The following is a 13,829-nucleotide window of genomic DNA, read 5'->3' as shown; positions in this document are numbered from 1 at the left end:
CGCACCGACGGCGCCCGGACACGGGCCCGGCGCATGCGGCCTCAACGGCGCGCCGACACCGTGCCGTCCACCGCGAACAACTGCTCCTCGACATGGTCGAGCGCCAGCCGCAGCGCGCCCGTGCCCACCGCCGCCTCGCCCAGCATCGACAGGACCACCCGCGGCGGCCGCAGACAGAAGCGGGCCAGCTCGTCGCGGAGCGGCTGAAGCACCCCGTCCAGGCCGGCCGCCCAGCCGCCGATCACCACCAGCTCCGGGTCCAGCGCGAGCACCAGCGCCGCCACGTCGTGCACCAGGCGCTGGATGAACCGCTCCACGGCCGCCTCGGCCCGCGCGTCGCCCTGGCGGGCCAGCGCGAACACCGCGGCCACCGCCTGCTCGTCCAGCGGGTGCAGCGGCTCGTCCGTGGTCGAGAGCAGATGCTCGGGAGTGACGCCCCGGCCGAGCAGGTGCAGCGCCCCGATCTCCCCGGCCGCCCCGCCGTAACCGCGGTGCAGCCGGCCGCCGATCAGCGAACCCGCGCCCGGGCTGAGTCCGGCGAGGACGAAGACGATGTCGTCGGAGTCGGTCGCCGCGCCCTTCCAGTGCTCGGCGACCGCCGCCGCGTTGGCGTCGTTCTCCACGATGACCGGGCAGCGGAACGAGCGCCGAAGCCGTTCGCCGAGCGCCAGGCCCGTCCAGCCGGGCAGCGCGGTGCCCAGCCGTACCGTGCCGTCGGCCTCCACGATTCCCGGTGTGCCCACGCCGACCGCCCGCAGATTCGACCGGGGCACCCCGGTCCTGCGCAGCACGTCGGCCACCACCGTCCGCACCCGGTCGAGACGCTCGTCCTCGGGCGCCGTCTCCGACACCTCGCGGGAACCGGCGCCGATGATCCGCCCGTCCAGACCGGAGATCAGCGCCGCCACCCGGTGCGGGCCGATCTCGACGCCGAGCAGATGCCCCGCCTCCGCGCGGAAGCGGAACCTCCGGGCCGGCCGCCCCTGCCGCCGGGCCTCGCCCTCCTCGGGCGCCGCCTCGACGACCAGACCGCCCTCGATGAGTCCCTCGGTCACGCCCTCGACCGTCGGCCGGGACAGACCCGTGACCCTCGTCAGATCCGTGAGTGTGAGCGCGTCGGAGCCCCGCAGCGCATGGAGTACCACCGCGGAGTTGATCCGCCGCAGCAGCGACGGATCCCCGCCGGTCAGCCGCCCCACCGTGTGCCTCCCAGCTCGTGCGCCTCTTTGCCCGGATGTTACTCAATGGGCGCAGGTGGGGCGAGTGCCGCCCGGTGCGGAACCGGAGCGACCGGGGCCCGGCCCGGCCGGCGGCCGTCTGACGGACCACCACCCGTTGTCGGTGCCAGCCGCTTTACTGGACCCATGACCCTGGAACGGCACCTCGCCGCCCTCGACCGGCTGCGCGCCCGCCCCTTCGGCGACGGCGCCCACCACCTGGCCGAGTTAGCCACCGGCGACGCACCCGCCGACGCCACCGACGCCGAGCAGGCGGAGGCGGAGCGGGCGGCGCTCGCCGGGCTGCTCACCGCCCGCTGGGGCCCGCCCGACCGCTTCGCCCTCGGCACGCTGCTCCTGCGCGCGGACCGCGGCGAGCGGCTGCCGCAGCCCTGGGACCTGCTGAGCGCGTCCGTGCCGGACGTCGAGCTCTGGCGCGTGGAGCGGCGCTGGATCGCGCTCGGCCTCCTGGGCGCCGCCGGGGACGCGTACCGGCTGCTCGTCTGCGTGACCGAGGTCGACCCGCCGTGAAAAGCGGCCCGCCCCGCGCCCCCCGGCTCAGCCCTCGCGCCGGTCCGGCAGCCCCGCCGCCTCGCGCAGCCGGGCGAACTCCTCGGCCATCGACCGCGCCGTCCAGTGCGCGTTCAGCCCGCTCGGATTGGGCAGCGCCCAGATCCGGGTCGTGCCGATCGTCCGCTCCTGCGGACCGATCGCCGCCTTCTTCTCGCCGAAGGCCGTGCGGTACGCGGTGACCCCGACGACCGCCAGCCAGCGCGGCGCCAGCCGCTCCACCTTCTCCGTCAGGATCCGGCCGCCCTCCCGGTACTCCTCGGCACTCAGCTCGTCCGCCCGCGCGGTCGCCCGCGCCACCACGTTGGTGATGCCGAGGCCGTACGAGAGGAGCTCGTCCTGCTCCGCGGGCGCGAGCTGCCGAGGGGTGAGGCCGGACAGGTGCAGCACCGGCCAGAAGCGGTTGCCCGGGCGGGCGAAGTGGTGGCCCGTCGCTGCGGTCATCAGGCCCGGGTTGATCCCGCACAGGAGGACCGAAAGGCCGCCCGCGGCCACGTCGGGGACGACGCGGTCACGGGCGGCCTGGAGCTCCTCGGCGGAGAACCGGGGGGTACGGGTCAGAGGATCGACCCGGGGGTGTAGCCGGCGGCCTCGGGGTGCTGCTTGGCGATCTCCTCGATACGGGAGACCACGACGGCGACCTGGTCGGCGGCGGCACCGGTGAAGGACAGCTTGTCGGCCATCAGCGCGTCGAGCTGCGCCCGGTCCAGCGGGATCCGCTCGTCGGCGGCCAGCTTGTCCAGGAGCTCGTTGCGCTCGGCGCCCTGCTCGCGCATGGCGAGGGCGGAGGCGACGGCGTTCTCCTTGATGGCCTCGTGGGCGACCTCGCGGCCGACGCCCGCGCGGACGGCGCCCATGAGGACCTTGGTGGTCGCCAGGAACGGCAGGTAGCGGTCCAGCTCGCGGGCGACGACCGCCGGGAAGGCGCCGAACTCGTCGAGCACGGTGAGGAAGGTCTCCAGGAGGCCGTCGAAGGCGAAGAACGCGTCCGGCAGGGCCACCCGGCGCACCACCGAGCAGGAGACGTCGCCCTCGTTCCACTGGTCGCCCGCCAGCTCGCCGGTCATCGACGCGTAGCCGCGCAGGATGACCATCAGGCCGTTGACGCGCTCGCAGGAGCGGGTGTTCATCTTGTGCGGCATCGCGGACGAGCCGACCTGGCCGGGCTTGAAGCCCTCGGTCACCAGCTCGTGGCCCGCCATCAGACGGATCGTCTTGGCGATCGACGACGGGGCGGCGGCCAGCTGCACCAGGGTGGTGACCACGTCGTAGTCGAGCGAGCGCGGGTAGACCTGGCCGACCGAGGTGAAGGCGTGCGCGAAGCCGAGGTGACCGGCGATCCGCTGCTCCAGGTCGGCCAGCTTCGAGGCGTCGCCGCCGAGCAGGTCGAGCATGTCCTGGGCGGTGCCGACCGGGCCCTTGATGCCGCGCAGCGGGTAGCGGCCGAGGAGGTCCTCCAGGCGCGCGTAGGCGGCGAGCAGCTCGTCGGCGGCGGTCGCGAACCGCTTGCCGAGGGTGGTGGCCTGGGCGGCGACGTTGTGCGAGCGGCCCGCCATGACGAGCTCCGCGTACTCGGCGGACAGCTTGCCGAGCCGGGCCAGGACGGCCACGGTGCGGTCGCGCATCAGCTCCAGGGAGAGGCGGATCTGGAGCTGCTCGACGTTCTCCGTGAGGTCACGGGAGGTCATGCCCTTGTGGACGTGCTCGTGGCCGGCGAGGGCGTTGAACTCCTCGATGCGGGCCTTCACGTCGTGCCGGGTGACCTTCTCGCGCTCGGCGATGGAGCCGAGGTCGACCTGGTCGAGGACGCGCTCGTAGTCGGTGAGCGCCGCGTCCGGAACCTCGATCCCGAGGTCCTTCTGGGCACGCAGGACGGCCAGCCACAGCTGGCGCTCCAGCTTCACCTTCTGCTCGGGGGACCACAGGACGGCGAGCTCCGCGGAGGCGTAGCGGCCGGCCAGGACGTTGGGGATGCGGGGCTTCGCAGTCACAGCTGTCACGTGGACCGATTCTACTGGCGGTTTCTGCAGGCCAGCGCCATGGGTCGGGCTGGAGCTTGCTACGAGACGGACGTCACTCGACCGGACCCGGGCGGACCGGGGCCCGCCGCGCCCGCCCCGTCAGCCGCCCGCCGGGGCCTCGTACGGCAGCAGCTCCGGGCGCTTGGGGGCGCGGCCGTCGCCGGAGGAGCGGCCGGTGAGCCGGCGCCCGATCCACGGGACCAGGTGCTCCTTGGCGAAGCGGGCGTCGGCGACGCGGCGGGTGGCCCAGCCCGGCGGGACGGCCGGGGGGAGCGGGGCGCGCCAGTCCTCCTCGGGCGCCAGGCCCAGGGTCTGCCAGACCGCCTCCGCCACCCGGCGGTGTCCGTCGGCCGTGAGGTGGAGCCGGTCCACGTCCCACAGCCGGGGGTCGCCCAGGACCGGGGCGCCGTACAGGTCGACCACCAGGGCGCCGTGCCGGGCGGCGAGCTCGTCCACGTACGCGAAGAGCTCCTCCATGCGCGGACGGAAGCGCTCCATGACCGGGCCGTTGCGGCCCGGGCTGCGCATCAGGACCAGCTGTCCGCAGGACGGGGCAAGGCGCTCCACGGCCTCGCCGAGCAGGCCGCGCACCCGGCCCATGTCGCACTTGGGCCGCAGGGTGTCGTTGAGTCCGCCGACCAGGGTCACCACGTCCGGCCGCATCGCGGCGGCGGTGTCGATCTGCTCGTTGACGATCTGGCCGATCAGCTTGCCGCGGACGGCCAGGTTCGCGTAGCGGAAGCCGGGCGTGCGGGCGGCCAGCCGGCCCGCCAGGACGTCGGCCCAGCCCCGGTAGGAACCGTCGGGCTTCCGGTCCGACATACCCTCGGTGAAGCTGTCGCCCACGGCGACAAGACTGGTGTACGTGGCATTGATCTCCATGGCCCAGCGATCGTACCGCGCGGTATGGCCGCGGTGGCCAGGAGGAGCTGGGAGGGGAAACCCCATGAGTGAGGCGCTGCTGAGCGCGCTGGCCGAGGCCGTGGCGGAACTGGCCGCCGCGAACGACCCCGACCCCGAAGGGCACGGCGGGACGGGCCTCCAGGGCACCGCGCACCTCCTGGACAGACTTCCGGTGGCCGACCGGCGGACCCTCGACCGGCTGTTCCGCGACGCGGCGCTGCGGCAGCCGCCGGGACCCCGCCGCGAGCGGCTCCTGAAGGTCCCGGCGGGCCTCGGCCTTCCGGGGGACGTGCACGCCGTCCGCTGCGATCTGGTCGCCTCGTACGTCGAGAGCTTCGTCACGCTGGTCCGGGGCGCCGACCCCGCCACGCCGGTGCCGAGCTGCCCCGGCTGGACCCTGGCCGACCTCGTACGGCACCACGGCGCCACCCACCGCTGGACGGAGCACCTGGTACGCACCGGGGCGACCGCGCGGGTCCGGGCCCAGGAGGTGCCGCTCGCACTGCCGGCGGACCCGGCGGACCACCCCGACTGGCTCGCGGCGAGCGCGCAGGCCGCCCTGCGGGCGCTGCGGGAGGCCGAGCCGGACGCGCCGGTGTGGTCGTACGGGAGCGACCCGCACGTGCGGTTCTTCCCGCGCCGGCTGCTCTTCGAGGCGATCGTCCACCTCGCCGACGCCGGGCTGGCCCTCGGCCGGGAGCCCGTACCGGTCGATCCCGGGACGGCCGCCGACGGCATCGAGGAGTTCCTGGAGAACCTGCCGTACTTCTCCTGGGCCGCCGAGCCCGTCGCCCAGCTCGGCCGGGACGGCGCGAGCCTCCGGCTGACCGCCACCGACACCGGGGCCGCCTGGACGGTCACCCTCGGCGGCGGGGGCTTCGGCTGGCAGCGCCGGGCCGAGGGCGAGCCCACCGCGAGCGTCGAGGGCACCGCCGCCGACCTGCTGCTGCTCGTCTACGGGCGGTACGCGGCCGACGACACCCGCTTCACCCGTTCCGGCGACCGCACGCTCCTCGACGCCTGGATCGCGGCGACGGCGCTTTAGGCGGCGTCCGGTGCGTCCGAGGACGCCGGAAGGGCCCGGGACGGCGTGCGTCCCGGGCCCTTCCTCGTCGCGTGCCGCGTCAGGAGGCCGACGGGCGTCCCACCAGCTCGCGCAGGACGTCCTCCATCGTCACCAGACCGGCCGGGCGGCCGTCCTCGTCGACGACGGCCGCCAGATGGGTCCGGCTGCGCCGCATCGCCGTCAGGACGTCGTCCAGCGGCGTCTCCGCCCGGACCCGGGCGATCGGCCGCAGGGCCGACACCGGGAACGGCAGGTCGCGCGGGGTGACGTCCAGGGCGTCCTTCACATGCAGGTAGCCCAGGATCCGCCGGGCCGAGTCGACCACCGGGAAGCGGGAGTACCCGGACTGCGCCGACAGCGCCTCCAGCTCCTCCGGAGTGGTGCCCACCTGCGCGTACACGACCTTCTCCACCGGCATCACGACGTCCAGGACCGGGCGGCGGCCCAGTTCGAGGGCGTCGTGCAGGCGCTCGGCGGCGCGGTCGTCGAGCAGACCGGCGTCACCGGCGTCGGTGACCATCCGGGCCAGCTCGTCGTCCGAGAACGTGGCCGCGACCTCGTCCTTCGTCTCCACCCTGAGCAGCCTCAGGATGGCGTTGGCGAAGGCGTTGATCGCGAAGATCACCGGGCGCAGCGCCCGCGCCACGGTCACCAGCGGCGGGCCGAGGGCCAGCGCCGTACGGGACGGCTCGGCCAGCGCGATGTTCTTCGGGACCATCTCGCCGAGGAGCATGTGCAGGTACGTGGCGACCGAGAGCGCGATCACGAACGAGATCGGGTGCACGAGACCGTGCGGCACGCCGACGGCGTCGAAGATCGGCTCCAGGAGGTGGGCGATGGCCGGCTCGGCCACGATGCCGAGCACCAGGGTGCACAGCGTGATGCCGAGCTGCGCCGCCGCGAGCAGCGCCGAGACGTGCTCCAGGCCCCAGATGACACTGCGGGCCCGGCGGTTCCCGGCCTCCGCGAGCGGCTCGATCTGGCTGCGGCGCACGGAGATCAGGGCGAACTCGGCGCCGACGAAGAAGGCGTTGACGACCAGGGTCGCGAAGCCGATCAGCAGCTGGATCGCGATCATCGGCCCGCCTCCTCGTGCGTGTCCTCACCGGTGCCGGGGAGCGGGGCGTGCATCAGCACGCGCGCCGCGCGCCGCCCGGAGGCGTCCACCACGTCGAGCCGCCAGCCGGCGAGCTCCACGGTGTCCCCGACGGCCGGGATCCGGCCGAGCTCGGTGGCCAGGACGCCCGCGAGGGTCTCGTACGGGCCCTCCGGCGCCTTCAGGCCGATGGCCTCCAGCTGGTCCGTACGGGCGGCGCCGTCCGCGGACCACAGCGCGCGGCCGTCGGCGTCCTCGCCCGCCCGCGCCAGGTCCGGGGTCTCGTGCGGGTCGTGCTCGTCGCGGACCTCGCCGACGACCTCCTCGACGATGTCCTCCAGGGTCGCGACGCCGGCCGTGCCGCCGTACTCGTCGATGACGACGGCCATCGTCTGCTTGCCGGAGAGCCGGTCGAGCAGCCGGTCCACGGTGAGGCTCTCGGGCACCAGGAGCGGCTCGCGCAGCAGGTCGCCGATACGGCGGCGGGGCCGCTCGTCGGCCGGTATCGCGAGGATGTCCTTGATGTGGGCGATGCCGACGACCGAGTCCAGGTTGCCCCGGTACACCGGGAAGCGGCTGAGCCCGGTCGCGCGGGTCGCGTTGGCGACGTCCTCGGCCGTGGCCTGCACCTCCAGGGCGGTGACCTGGACGCGCGGGGTCATCACGTTCTCCGCGGTCAGCTCGGCCAGGTTGAGGGTGCGGACGAACAGCTCCGCGGTGTCCGCCTCCAGGGCGCCCTCCTTGGCGGAGTGGCGCGCCAGGGCCACCAGCTCCTGCGGGGAGCGGGCCGAGGCCAGCTCCTCGGTCGGCTCCATGCCGAGCCGGCGCAGCATGCGGTTGGCGGTGTTGTTGAGATGGCTGATCAGCGGCTTGAAGGCGGCGGTGAAGATCCGCTGCGGGGTCGCCACCACCTTGGCGACCGCGAGCGGCGAGGAGATGGCCCAGTTCTTGGGGACCAGCTCGCCGACGACCATCAGGACGACGGTCGACAGGGCGGTGCCGAGGACCAGGGCCACCGAGGAGGCGACCGAGGGGGAGAGGCCGAGGGCCTCGACCGGGCCCTGGAGCAGCTTGGAGATCGACGGCTCGGAGAGCATGCCGACGACCAGGTTGGTCACGGTGATGCCGAGCTGCGCGCCGGAGAGCTGGAAGGTCAGCGACTTCACGGCCTTGAGCGCGCCGGCGGCGCCCCGCTCGCCGCGCTCGGCGGCGGCTTCGAGCTCGCCGCGTTCGACGGTGGTCAGCGAGAACTCGGCCGCGACGAAGGCGCCACAGGCCAGCGCGAGCAGCAGTGCCACGAAGAGGAGCAGTACCTCGGTCATCGGTTCACCTCCGTCCCTCGACGAAACCCATGATCAGTCACATGATCAGTCAGGGGAGAGAGGACCGCGCGATGTCGGCTTCTGGAACGGGTACTGGGAGGCTCGCCCATGGGCGGACGCTCACACCTTTCGATAGTGCTGGTGCACTGCCGAGCCGGAGCCGAGGCAGTGCGGTGGGTGATCCGATGATCGAATTCTGACCACCCATAGTAAAGGACGGGCAAAAGTCGTGGCGATCAGTGACCGGCGGTGACCGTGAGCGGCTTCACCCAGCGGGTCCACTGCTCCTGCGGCCCGTACTCCGCCGCCCGCCACGCGGCCTGCCCCCGCTCGTTCCGGTCGAGCACCATCGCGTCCGCGCGCCGGCCGCCCAGCCGTACGAAACGCTCCTCGGCGGCGGCGAGCAGCGCGCCGCCGATGCCCTGCCGGCGGTGGTCCGGGTGGACGGCGAGCCGGTAGAGATGACACCGCCAGCCGTCGAAGCCCGCGATCACGGTCCCGGCCAGCTCCCCAAGTTCCCCGCCCCGCTCGGCGAGCAGCAGCGCTCCGGGGTCCCGCTCCACGAGCCGCTCCACGCCCGCGCGGTCGTCGCTGATGCTCGTGCCTTCCGCCGCCGCCTTCCAGAAGGCGAGTACGGGGTCGAGGTCGGCCGCCACCGCGGCCCGTATCCGGAGATCGTCGTCCATGCCCGCATCCCACCACCGCCCCGGCCCGCCCGTCGACCGCGTTTCACCGGGCGGGACGGGGCGGGAGGGGGCGGGAGGGGGCGGGAGGGGCCAGGGGGTCAGGGGGTCAGGAGCGCGTGGACTCCCGCAGCAGCGCGATCACCGGGCCGAACGCCTCCATCGCGTTGTCGAGCACCGTCAGGTACGAGAAGCCGAACCGCTCGCGCAGCGCGACCACCCGGTCGGCGATCTCGCGCACCGTGCCGATCAGGAGGATCGGCAGGTCCAGGACCTGCTCCTCGGTGAGGTACGGCGCCCGCGGCAGGAACTCGGCCGCGGCGCCGGACGGGTCCTCCGTCACGATCACCCGCTGGATCAGCAGATTGAGCTCGGCGGGCGTCCCGCGCTCGGCCTCCCGCTCGAAGGCCCGGTACGTCTCCACCCGGCCGGCCAGCTCCTCCGCCGTCAGCACCGTCACCGCCTCACCGGTGAAGCGGCCCCCGCTGAAGGCCATCACGTCGGCGTGCCGGGCGGCGAGCCGCAGCACCCGCTTCCCGTTGCCGCCGATCAGCAGCGGAGTGCGCGGGCTTCCCTCCTCGCCCTTCAGGACTCCCGCCAACTCCTCGACGGTACGGGCGAGATGGCCGACCCGCTCGCCCGGCGGCAGGAACGGGATCCCGGCCTGCTCGTGTTCGGCCCGCACATAGCCCGTGCCCAGGCCGAGTTCGAGCCGGCCGTCCGTCAGCGCCGCCGTCGTCGCCACCTCGCGGGCAAGCAACGCCGGGTTCCAGAAACCCGTGTTGAGCACGAAGGTGCCGAGCCGGGGCCGGGTCGTCGCCCCGGCCGCCGCCACCAGGGAGGGGAACGGGGCGGGCATGCCGAGGTGGTCCGCGACCAGGATCAGGTCGTACCCCAGCTCCTCGGCCCGGCGGCAGCGCGCCCGCCACTCGGGTCCCGTGCCCGGAGCGAGCATGTTGACGGCGAAGCGGAAGGGTGACACCACGGCGGTACCTCCAGGTCGACGAGTGGTCGCGGGCGGGTGGTACCGCGCGCTGACGAGTCCTCAGCCTGCCAGGTCCGGCAGGGGATCGGCGCGGCGCAGGGTGCGGACGGCCGGGATCGCGAGCAGCGCCGCGCAGCCCACGAGACAGGTCGCCGCCGAGACCAGCAGCAGCCGCCCGGGGGCGGCAAGCGCGGTGGCGGGACCCGCCAGGATCTGGCCGAGCGCGATCCCGGACACCGATCCGGCGAGCTCGTACGCGCTGACCCGGTTGAGCACGGCGGGCGGGGTGTGGGTCTGCACGCTGGTCGCCCACATCACCGACCAGAACGCCAGCGCGCCACCGCCGAGGGCGTGGCCCGCGAGCAGCAGGGGCAGGCCCGCGCCCAGCGCCACACAGAGCGGCAGCACGGTGTACAGGGCCATCGCCACCGCACCGGCGGCCAGCGGCCGGGCCGGCCGCAGCCGCAGCGCGAGCAGACCGCCGAGCACCGTCCCGACGCCGAGGAAGGAGACCGCGAGACCGTACGCGTTCGGGCCGAGCCGGGCCCCGATCAGCGCCGAACTCAGCGGGACGAGGGGGCCGAAGAGCAGGACGCCGTACACGACCCAGATCAGGATCACGGCCCACATCCAGGTACGGGAACGGAACTCGTGCCAGCCCTGGCGCAGGTCGCGGCGGAGGGAGCGGGCGGGGCCGGTGTCCTGGGCGGCCTCGGCCGGGGCGGGTGCCTTCGCGCCGCCGGGGGTGAGCCGGATCAGCCCCAGGCACAGGGCGCTGAGCAGGAAGGTGCCCGCGTCGATCGCGTACACCGTCCCCGCCCCGGTCAGCGTGATCAGCAGCCCCGCCAGGGCCGGGCCGAGCAGATGGGCGAGGGCGTCGGCGACCTTGAGCGTGGCGTTGGCGCGCTGGGGTTCGGCGGCGACCAGCGGGACCATCCCGTTCACCCCCGGCAGGAACATCGCGACCGCCGCGCCCGCCAGCGCCGCCATGCTCACGAGCAGCCAGAACGGCGGCTGCCCGGCGAAGAACGCGACCGCGAGCACGCCCTGGGTGAGCACCCGGGCGAGGTCGGCGCCGACCATCATCCGACGGGCGCCGAAGCGGTCGGCGAACACGCCGCCGAACAGCACCAGGACGACGAACGTCCCCGTCCAGGTGCCGAGGACGATGCCGACCCCCGAGATCCCGTAGAGCGCGCCGACCGCGAGGGCGGCGGCCACCGGCATCATCGCGTCGCCGAACAGCGAGACGGTACGGGCGGCGAAGTAGAGGGTGAAGCGCCGGTCCCACAAGGGGAGCCGGACGGGCGGTGGGGACGGGTGGTTCCGTGTCTGCGTGGTGGTCACACCATGGATCATGGTCTGGACCATTCCGCCGTCCCAGTGTCCTGACCGACATGAAGGGGTACTTTCGCGCCATGACGCCGTCCCGTCCGCCGCACCGGGTGGTGGCCCTGCTCCAGCCGCAGCAGGCGACCTTCCCGCTGTCCTGCGCCGCCGAGGTGTTCGGCGACCACGGCCCGGCCGTCCCCGTCCGCTACGCGTTCGAGGTCTGCGCCGAGCGACCGGGAGCCCTGCGGACGCAGGCGGGCTACGACGTGCTCGTCACCGAGGGCCTGGAGGCGCTGGAGCGCGCGGACACCGTGCTGGTGCCCGGCCGGCAGCGGCCGGAGGCCGCCGAGGTGCCGCCGGAGACGGTCGCGGCGCTCCGCCGGGCGCACCGGCGCGGGGCGAGGGTCGTCGGGCTCTCCTCGGGCGCCTTCGTGCTCGCCGCCGCCGGACTGCTCGACGACCGGCGGGCCGCCACCCACTGGGCCCTGGCCGCCGGGCTCGCGGCCCGGTTCCCCCGGGTCCGGGTCGACCCCGGCGTGCTCTACGTGGACCACGGCGACGTCGCCACCAGCGCCGGGTCGGCGGCCGGAGTCGACCTCTGCCTGCACCTCGTGCGCACCGACCACGGCGCCGCGTACGCGATGCGGATCGCCCGGCAGATGGTGATGCCGCCGCACCGGGAGGGCTGCCAGCTGCAGTACGCCGAACTCCCCACCTCCGGGCCGGTCGCCGACTCGCTCGCCCCGCTCCTCGACTGGGTCGCCGGGCGGCTCGACCGGCCGACGAGCGTCGCCGAGATGGCGGAGTACTCCCAGGTCTCCGCCCGCACGCTGACCCGGCGCTTCACCGAACAACTGGGCATCAGCCCCGGACGCTGGCTGCTCGACCGGCGGCTCGCGGCCACCCGGGCGCTCCTTGAGGAGACCGACCTGCCGGTCGACACCATCGCGCGCCGGGTCGGCCTCTCCTCGGCGGTCAACCTGCGCCGACGCTTCCACGAGGCCTTGCGCACGACTCCGGCCGCCTACCGGCGGACGTTCCGCGAGCGCGGTTAGGCCGCCGTCGGCTCAGCCGCCCGTCACGAAGCAGAACTCGTTGCCCTCCGGGTCGTGCATCACCTGGAACGTGCCCTGTTCGTCCGTCACCGGGCCGCCCGAGCGTCGGGCGCCCAGCGGCAGCACCTCGTCGGCCGCGGCGAGCGGGTCGGCCACCTCCACGTCCAAGTGCAGGCGGTTTTTGGCCGACTTGCCCTCCGGGACCCGCTGGAACGCGATCCGCGTGAACCCGGGCGGATCGACGTACGACCAGTCAGGGCTCCGGTCGACCGGCGACCCGCCGAGGAGGGCCGACCAGAAGCGGGCGAGGGCGGCCGGGTCGGCGCAGTCGAAGACGATCTCCTGTACGTGTGCACGCATGCGGGCCAGGGTACGGAGCTCAGGCGGGCGGCGCCGCCGCGAACTCTGCGGTGAACTTGGCCGCGTCCCAGGTGCCGCCCAGTTCGGGGGCCAGCCAGCCGGGCGCCGCCGCCCGGAACTCCTCGGGTCCCAGGGCGCCCGCGCCCGCCGGTACCGCCCCGAGCAGGGGGGCCTCCGCCACCGTGGGCAGGTCCGCCAGGTTGCAGCGGGCCGCCAGGTCCGGCTCCTCGGGCCAGCTGCCGACCACCACGCCCAACTGCTCGATCCCGCGCGCCCGCAGGGCCTCCGCCGTCAGGGCGGTGGAGTTGAGGGTGCCGAGGCCCGCCGGGGCGACGACGAGGACCGGCGCGTTCAGCAGGCGGGCCGCGTCGGCGAGGGTTCCGCCGTGCTCGTCGAAGCGGACGAGGAGGCCGCCCGCGCCCTCCACGAGGACGAGGTCGTGCTCCTCCGCCAGCTTTCTGGCCGCGTCGGCGACGTCCGCCGGGGTGACCGGGGGTAGTCCGGCGCGGCGCGCCGAGGTGCTCGGCGCCAAGGGCTCCGGGAACCGCCCGAGCTCGGCCCCCGTCGTGGCCCCCGACAAACGCAGCACTTCCTCGACGTCCCCCACCTCCCCCTTCCCGACCCCCGTCTGCGCGGGCTTCAGCACGGCGACGGAGCGGGGGGTGGCGGTGGCGGCGAGGGCGGCGGTGACGATGGTCTTGCCGATCTCGGTGCCGGTGCCGGTGACGACGATGATGGTCATGGGGGTCCTTTCGGGGGAGCTGTTACCGGGCCCGAGCGGGCCCCGACGAAGAGATGCGGCCGCCGCCCGCACGGGGCGGGTGGCTGCCCGCCGCCCACCGGGGCCCGCCGCACCTCGCCCGCGTGGGCAGCCGCCCCGCCACGCCTTGCCGCGCGGGCAGCCACCCCGCCACGCCTTGCCGCGCGGGCAGCCGCTCGGCCACGCCTTGCCCCGCGGGCAGCCGCCCCGCCGCGCCTTGCCGCGTGGGCCGCCGCCCCGCCCCTGCCCGCGTGGGCCGCCGCCGCCCCCGCCCCGCCCGTGTGGGCAATCGTCCCGCTGGGGCGGGACGGGTGGGCACACGGGACGGCGCCCTCTAGCGGCGCCTTCGCTCCCAGTGCCTTGGCCCGCACCCCCAGCGCGCGGCGCTGGGGGTGGGCGTACAGGCGCGGAAGCCTAGGCCCGGCAGGGTGCGCCGTTCCGTTGTGCCCACCCGTTCCG

General features: G+C 74.6%; 14 protein-coding genes. 3 read left to right on the top strand and 11 right to left on the bottom strand.

Going from position 1 to position 13,829, the window contains the following annotated elements; genetic code table 11:
- Window positions 1-41: 41 nt before the first annotated feature.
- Window positions 42-1,199: an ROK family transcriptional regulator gene (locus ABTZ54_RS21990; RefSeq protein ID WP_351665747.1), complete on the bottom strand. Its 1,158-nt coding sequence runs from the start codon at window positions 1,197-1,199 to the stop codon at window positions 42-44.
- A gap of 165 nt (window positions 1,200-1,364) precedes the next feature.
- Between ABTZ54_RS21990 and ABTZ54_RS21985 the strand changes: the two genes are divergently transcribed.
- Complete coding sequence (locus ABTZ54_RS21985) at window positions 1,365-1,748, top strand: hypothetical protein (RefSeq protein ID WP_351665745.1); 384 nt, start codon at window positions 1,365-1,367, stop codon at window positions 1,746-1,748.
- A 27-nt stretch (window positions 1,749-1,775) separates the two neighbouring features.
- Here the strand turns inward: ABTZ54_RS21985 and mug are convergent, their stop codons facing one another.
- The 3 genes from mug to ABTZ54_RS21970 all read right to left on the bottom strand — a co-directional run bounded on the left by mug (window position 1,776) and on the right by ABTZ54_RS21970 (window position 4,690).
- On the bottom strand, window positions 1,776-2,348 hold the full coding sequence (gene mug, locus ABTZ54_RS21980) for a G/U mismatch-specific DNA glycosylase (protein ID WP_351665816.1): 573 nt from the start codon (window positions 2,346-2,348) through the stop codon (window positions 1,776-1,778).
- Entirely contained in the window at window positions 2,345-3,787 is a 1,443-nt protein-coding gene (purB, locus tag ABTZ54_RS21975; RefSeq protein WP_351665743.1) for an adenylosuccinate lyase, read from the bottom strand. The genes mug and purB overlap by 4 nt, the downstream gene beginning before the upstream one ends.
- Before the next feature lie 120 nt (window positions 3,788-3,907).
- Window positions 3,908-4,690, bottom strand: a complete 783-nt coding sequence (locus tag ABTZ54_RS21970) for an SGNH/GDSL hydrolase family protein (RefSeq protein WP_351665741.1) — start codon at window positions 4,688-4,690, stop codon at window positions 3,908-3,910.
- A gap of 64 nt (window positions 4,691-4,754) precedes the next feature.
- Here ABTZ54_RS21970 and ABTZ54_RS21965 point away from each other — a divergent pair, with 64 nt between their 5' ends.
- A complete protein-coding gene (locus tag ABTZ54_RS21965) occupies window positions 4,755-5,756 on the top strand; it encodes a maleylpyruvate isomerase family mycothiol-dependent enzyme (RefSeq protein WP_351665739.1) in 1,002 nt (333 codons plus the stop codon).
- A gap of 79 nt (window positions 5,757-5,835) precedes the next feature.
- On the opposite strand, the gene ABTZ54_RS21960 is transcribed toward ABTZ54_RS21965, so the two are convergent.
- The 5 genes from ABTZ54_RS21960 to ABTZ54_RS21940 all read right to left on the bottom strand — a co-directional run bounded on the left by ABTZ54_RS21960 (window position 5,836) and on the right by ABTZ54_RS21940 (window position 11,210).
- Window positions 5,836-6,855 (bottom strand): hemolysin family protein, encoded by a 1,020-nt coding sequence (locus ABTZ54_RS21960; protein ID WP_351665737.1) that lies wholly within the window; start codon window positions 6,853-6,855, stop codon window positions 5,836-5,838.
- Complete coding sequence (locus ABTZ54_RS21955) at window positions 6,852-8,195, bottom strand: hemolysin family protein (protein ID WP_351665735.1); 1,344 nt, start codon at window positions 8,193-8,195, stop codon at window positions 6,852-6,854. Before ABTZ54_RS21955 ends, ABTZ54_RS21960 begins: the two co-directional genes overlap by 4 nt.
- Before the next feature lie 236 nt (window positions 8,196-8,431).
- Complete coding sequence (locus ABTZ54_RS21950; RefSeq protein WP_351665733.1) at window positions 8,432-8,881, bottom strand: GNAT family N-acetyltransferase; 450 nt, start codon at window positions 8,879-8,881, stop codon at window positions 8,432-8,434.
- Window positions 8,882-8,987: 106 nt separating this feature from the next.
- Window positions 8,988-9,863 (bottom strand): TIGR03621 family F420-dependent LLM class oxidoreductase, encoded by an 876-nt coding sequence (locus tag ABTZ54_RS21945; protein WP_351665731.1) that lies wholly within the window; start codon window positions 9,861-9,863, stop codon window positions 8,988-8,990.
- Between the two features lie 60 nt (window positions 9,864-9,923).
- Entirely contained in the window at window positions 9,924-11,210 is a 1,287-nt protein-coding gene (locus ABTZ54_RS21940; protein WP_351665729.1) for an MFS transporter, read from the bottom strand.
- A gap of 71 nt (window positions 11,211-11,281) precedes the next feature.
- Here ABTZ54_RS21940 and ABTZ54_RS21935 point away from each other — a divergent pair, with 71 nt between their 5' ends.
- Window positions 11,282-12,250, top strand: a complete 969-nt coding sequence (locus ABTZ54_RS21935) for a GlxA family transcriptional regulator (RefSeq protein WP_351665727.1) — start codon at window positions 11,282-11,284, stop codon at window positions 12,248-12,250.
- A gap of 12 nt (window positions 12,251-12,262) precedes the next feature.
- Here the strand turns inward: ABTZ54_RS21935 and ABTZ54_RS21930 are convergent, their stop codons facing one another.
- On the bottom strand, window positions 12,263-12,610 hold the full coding sequence (locus tag ABTZ54_RS21930) for a VOC family protein (protein WP_351665725.1): 348 nt from the start codon (window positions 12,608-12,610) through the stop codon (window positions 12,263-12,265).
- A gap of 19 nt (window positions 12,611-12,629) precedes the next feature.
- A complete protein-coding gene (gene bioD, locus ABTZ54_RS21925; RefSeq protein WP_351665723.1) occupies window positions 12,630-13,352 on the bottom strand; it encodes a dethiobiotin synthase in 723 nt (240 codons plus the stop codon).
- Window positions 13,353-13,829 lie beyond the last annotated feature (477 nt).

This window comes from Streptomyces sp. NPDC094032 (assembly GCF_040303965.1).
In the GTDB taxonomy this organism is placed as follows: Bacteria; Actinomycetota; Actinomycetes; order Streptomycetales; family Streptomycetaceae; genus Streptomyces.
Note: the sequence above shows the minus strand (reverse complement) of the source record. Positions and strands in the feature narration are given on the sequence as shown.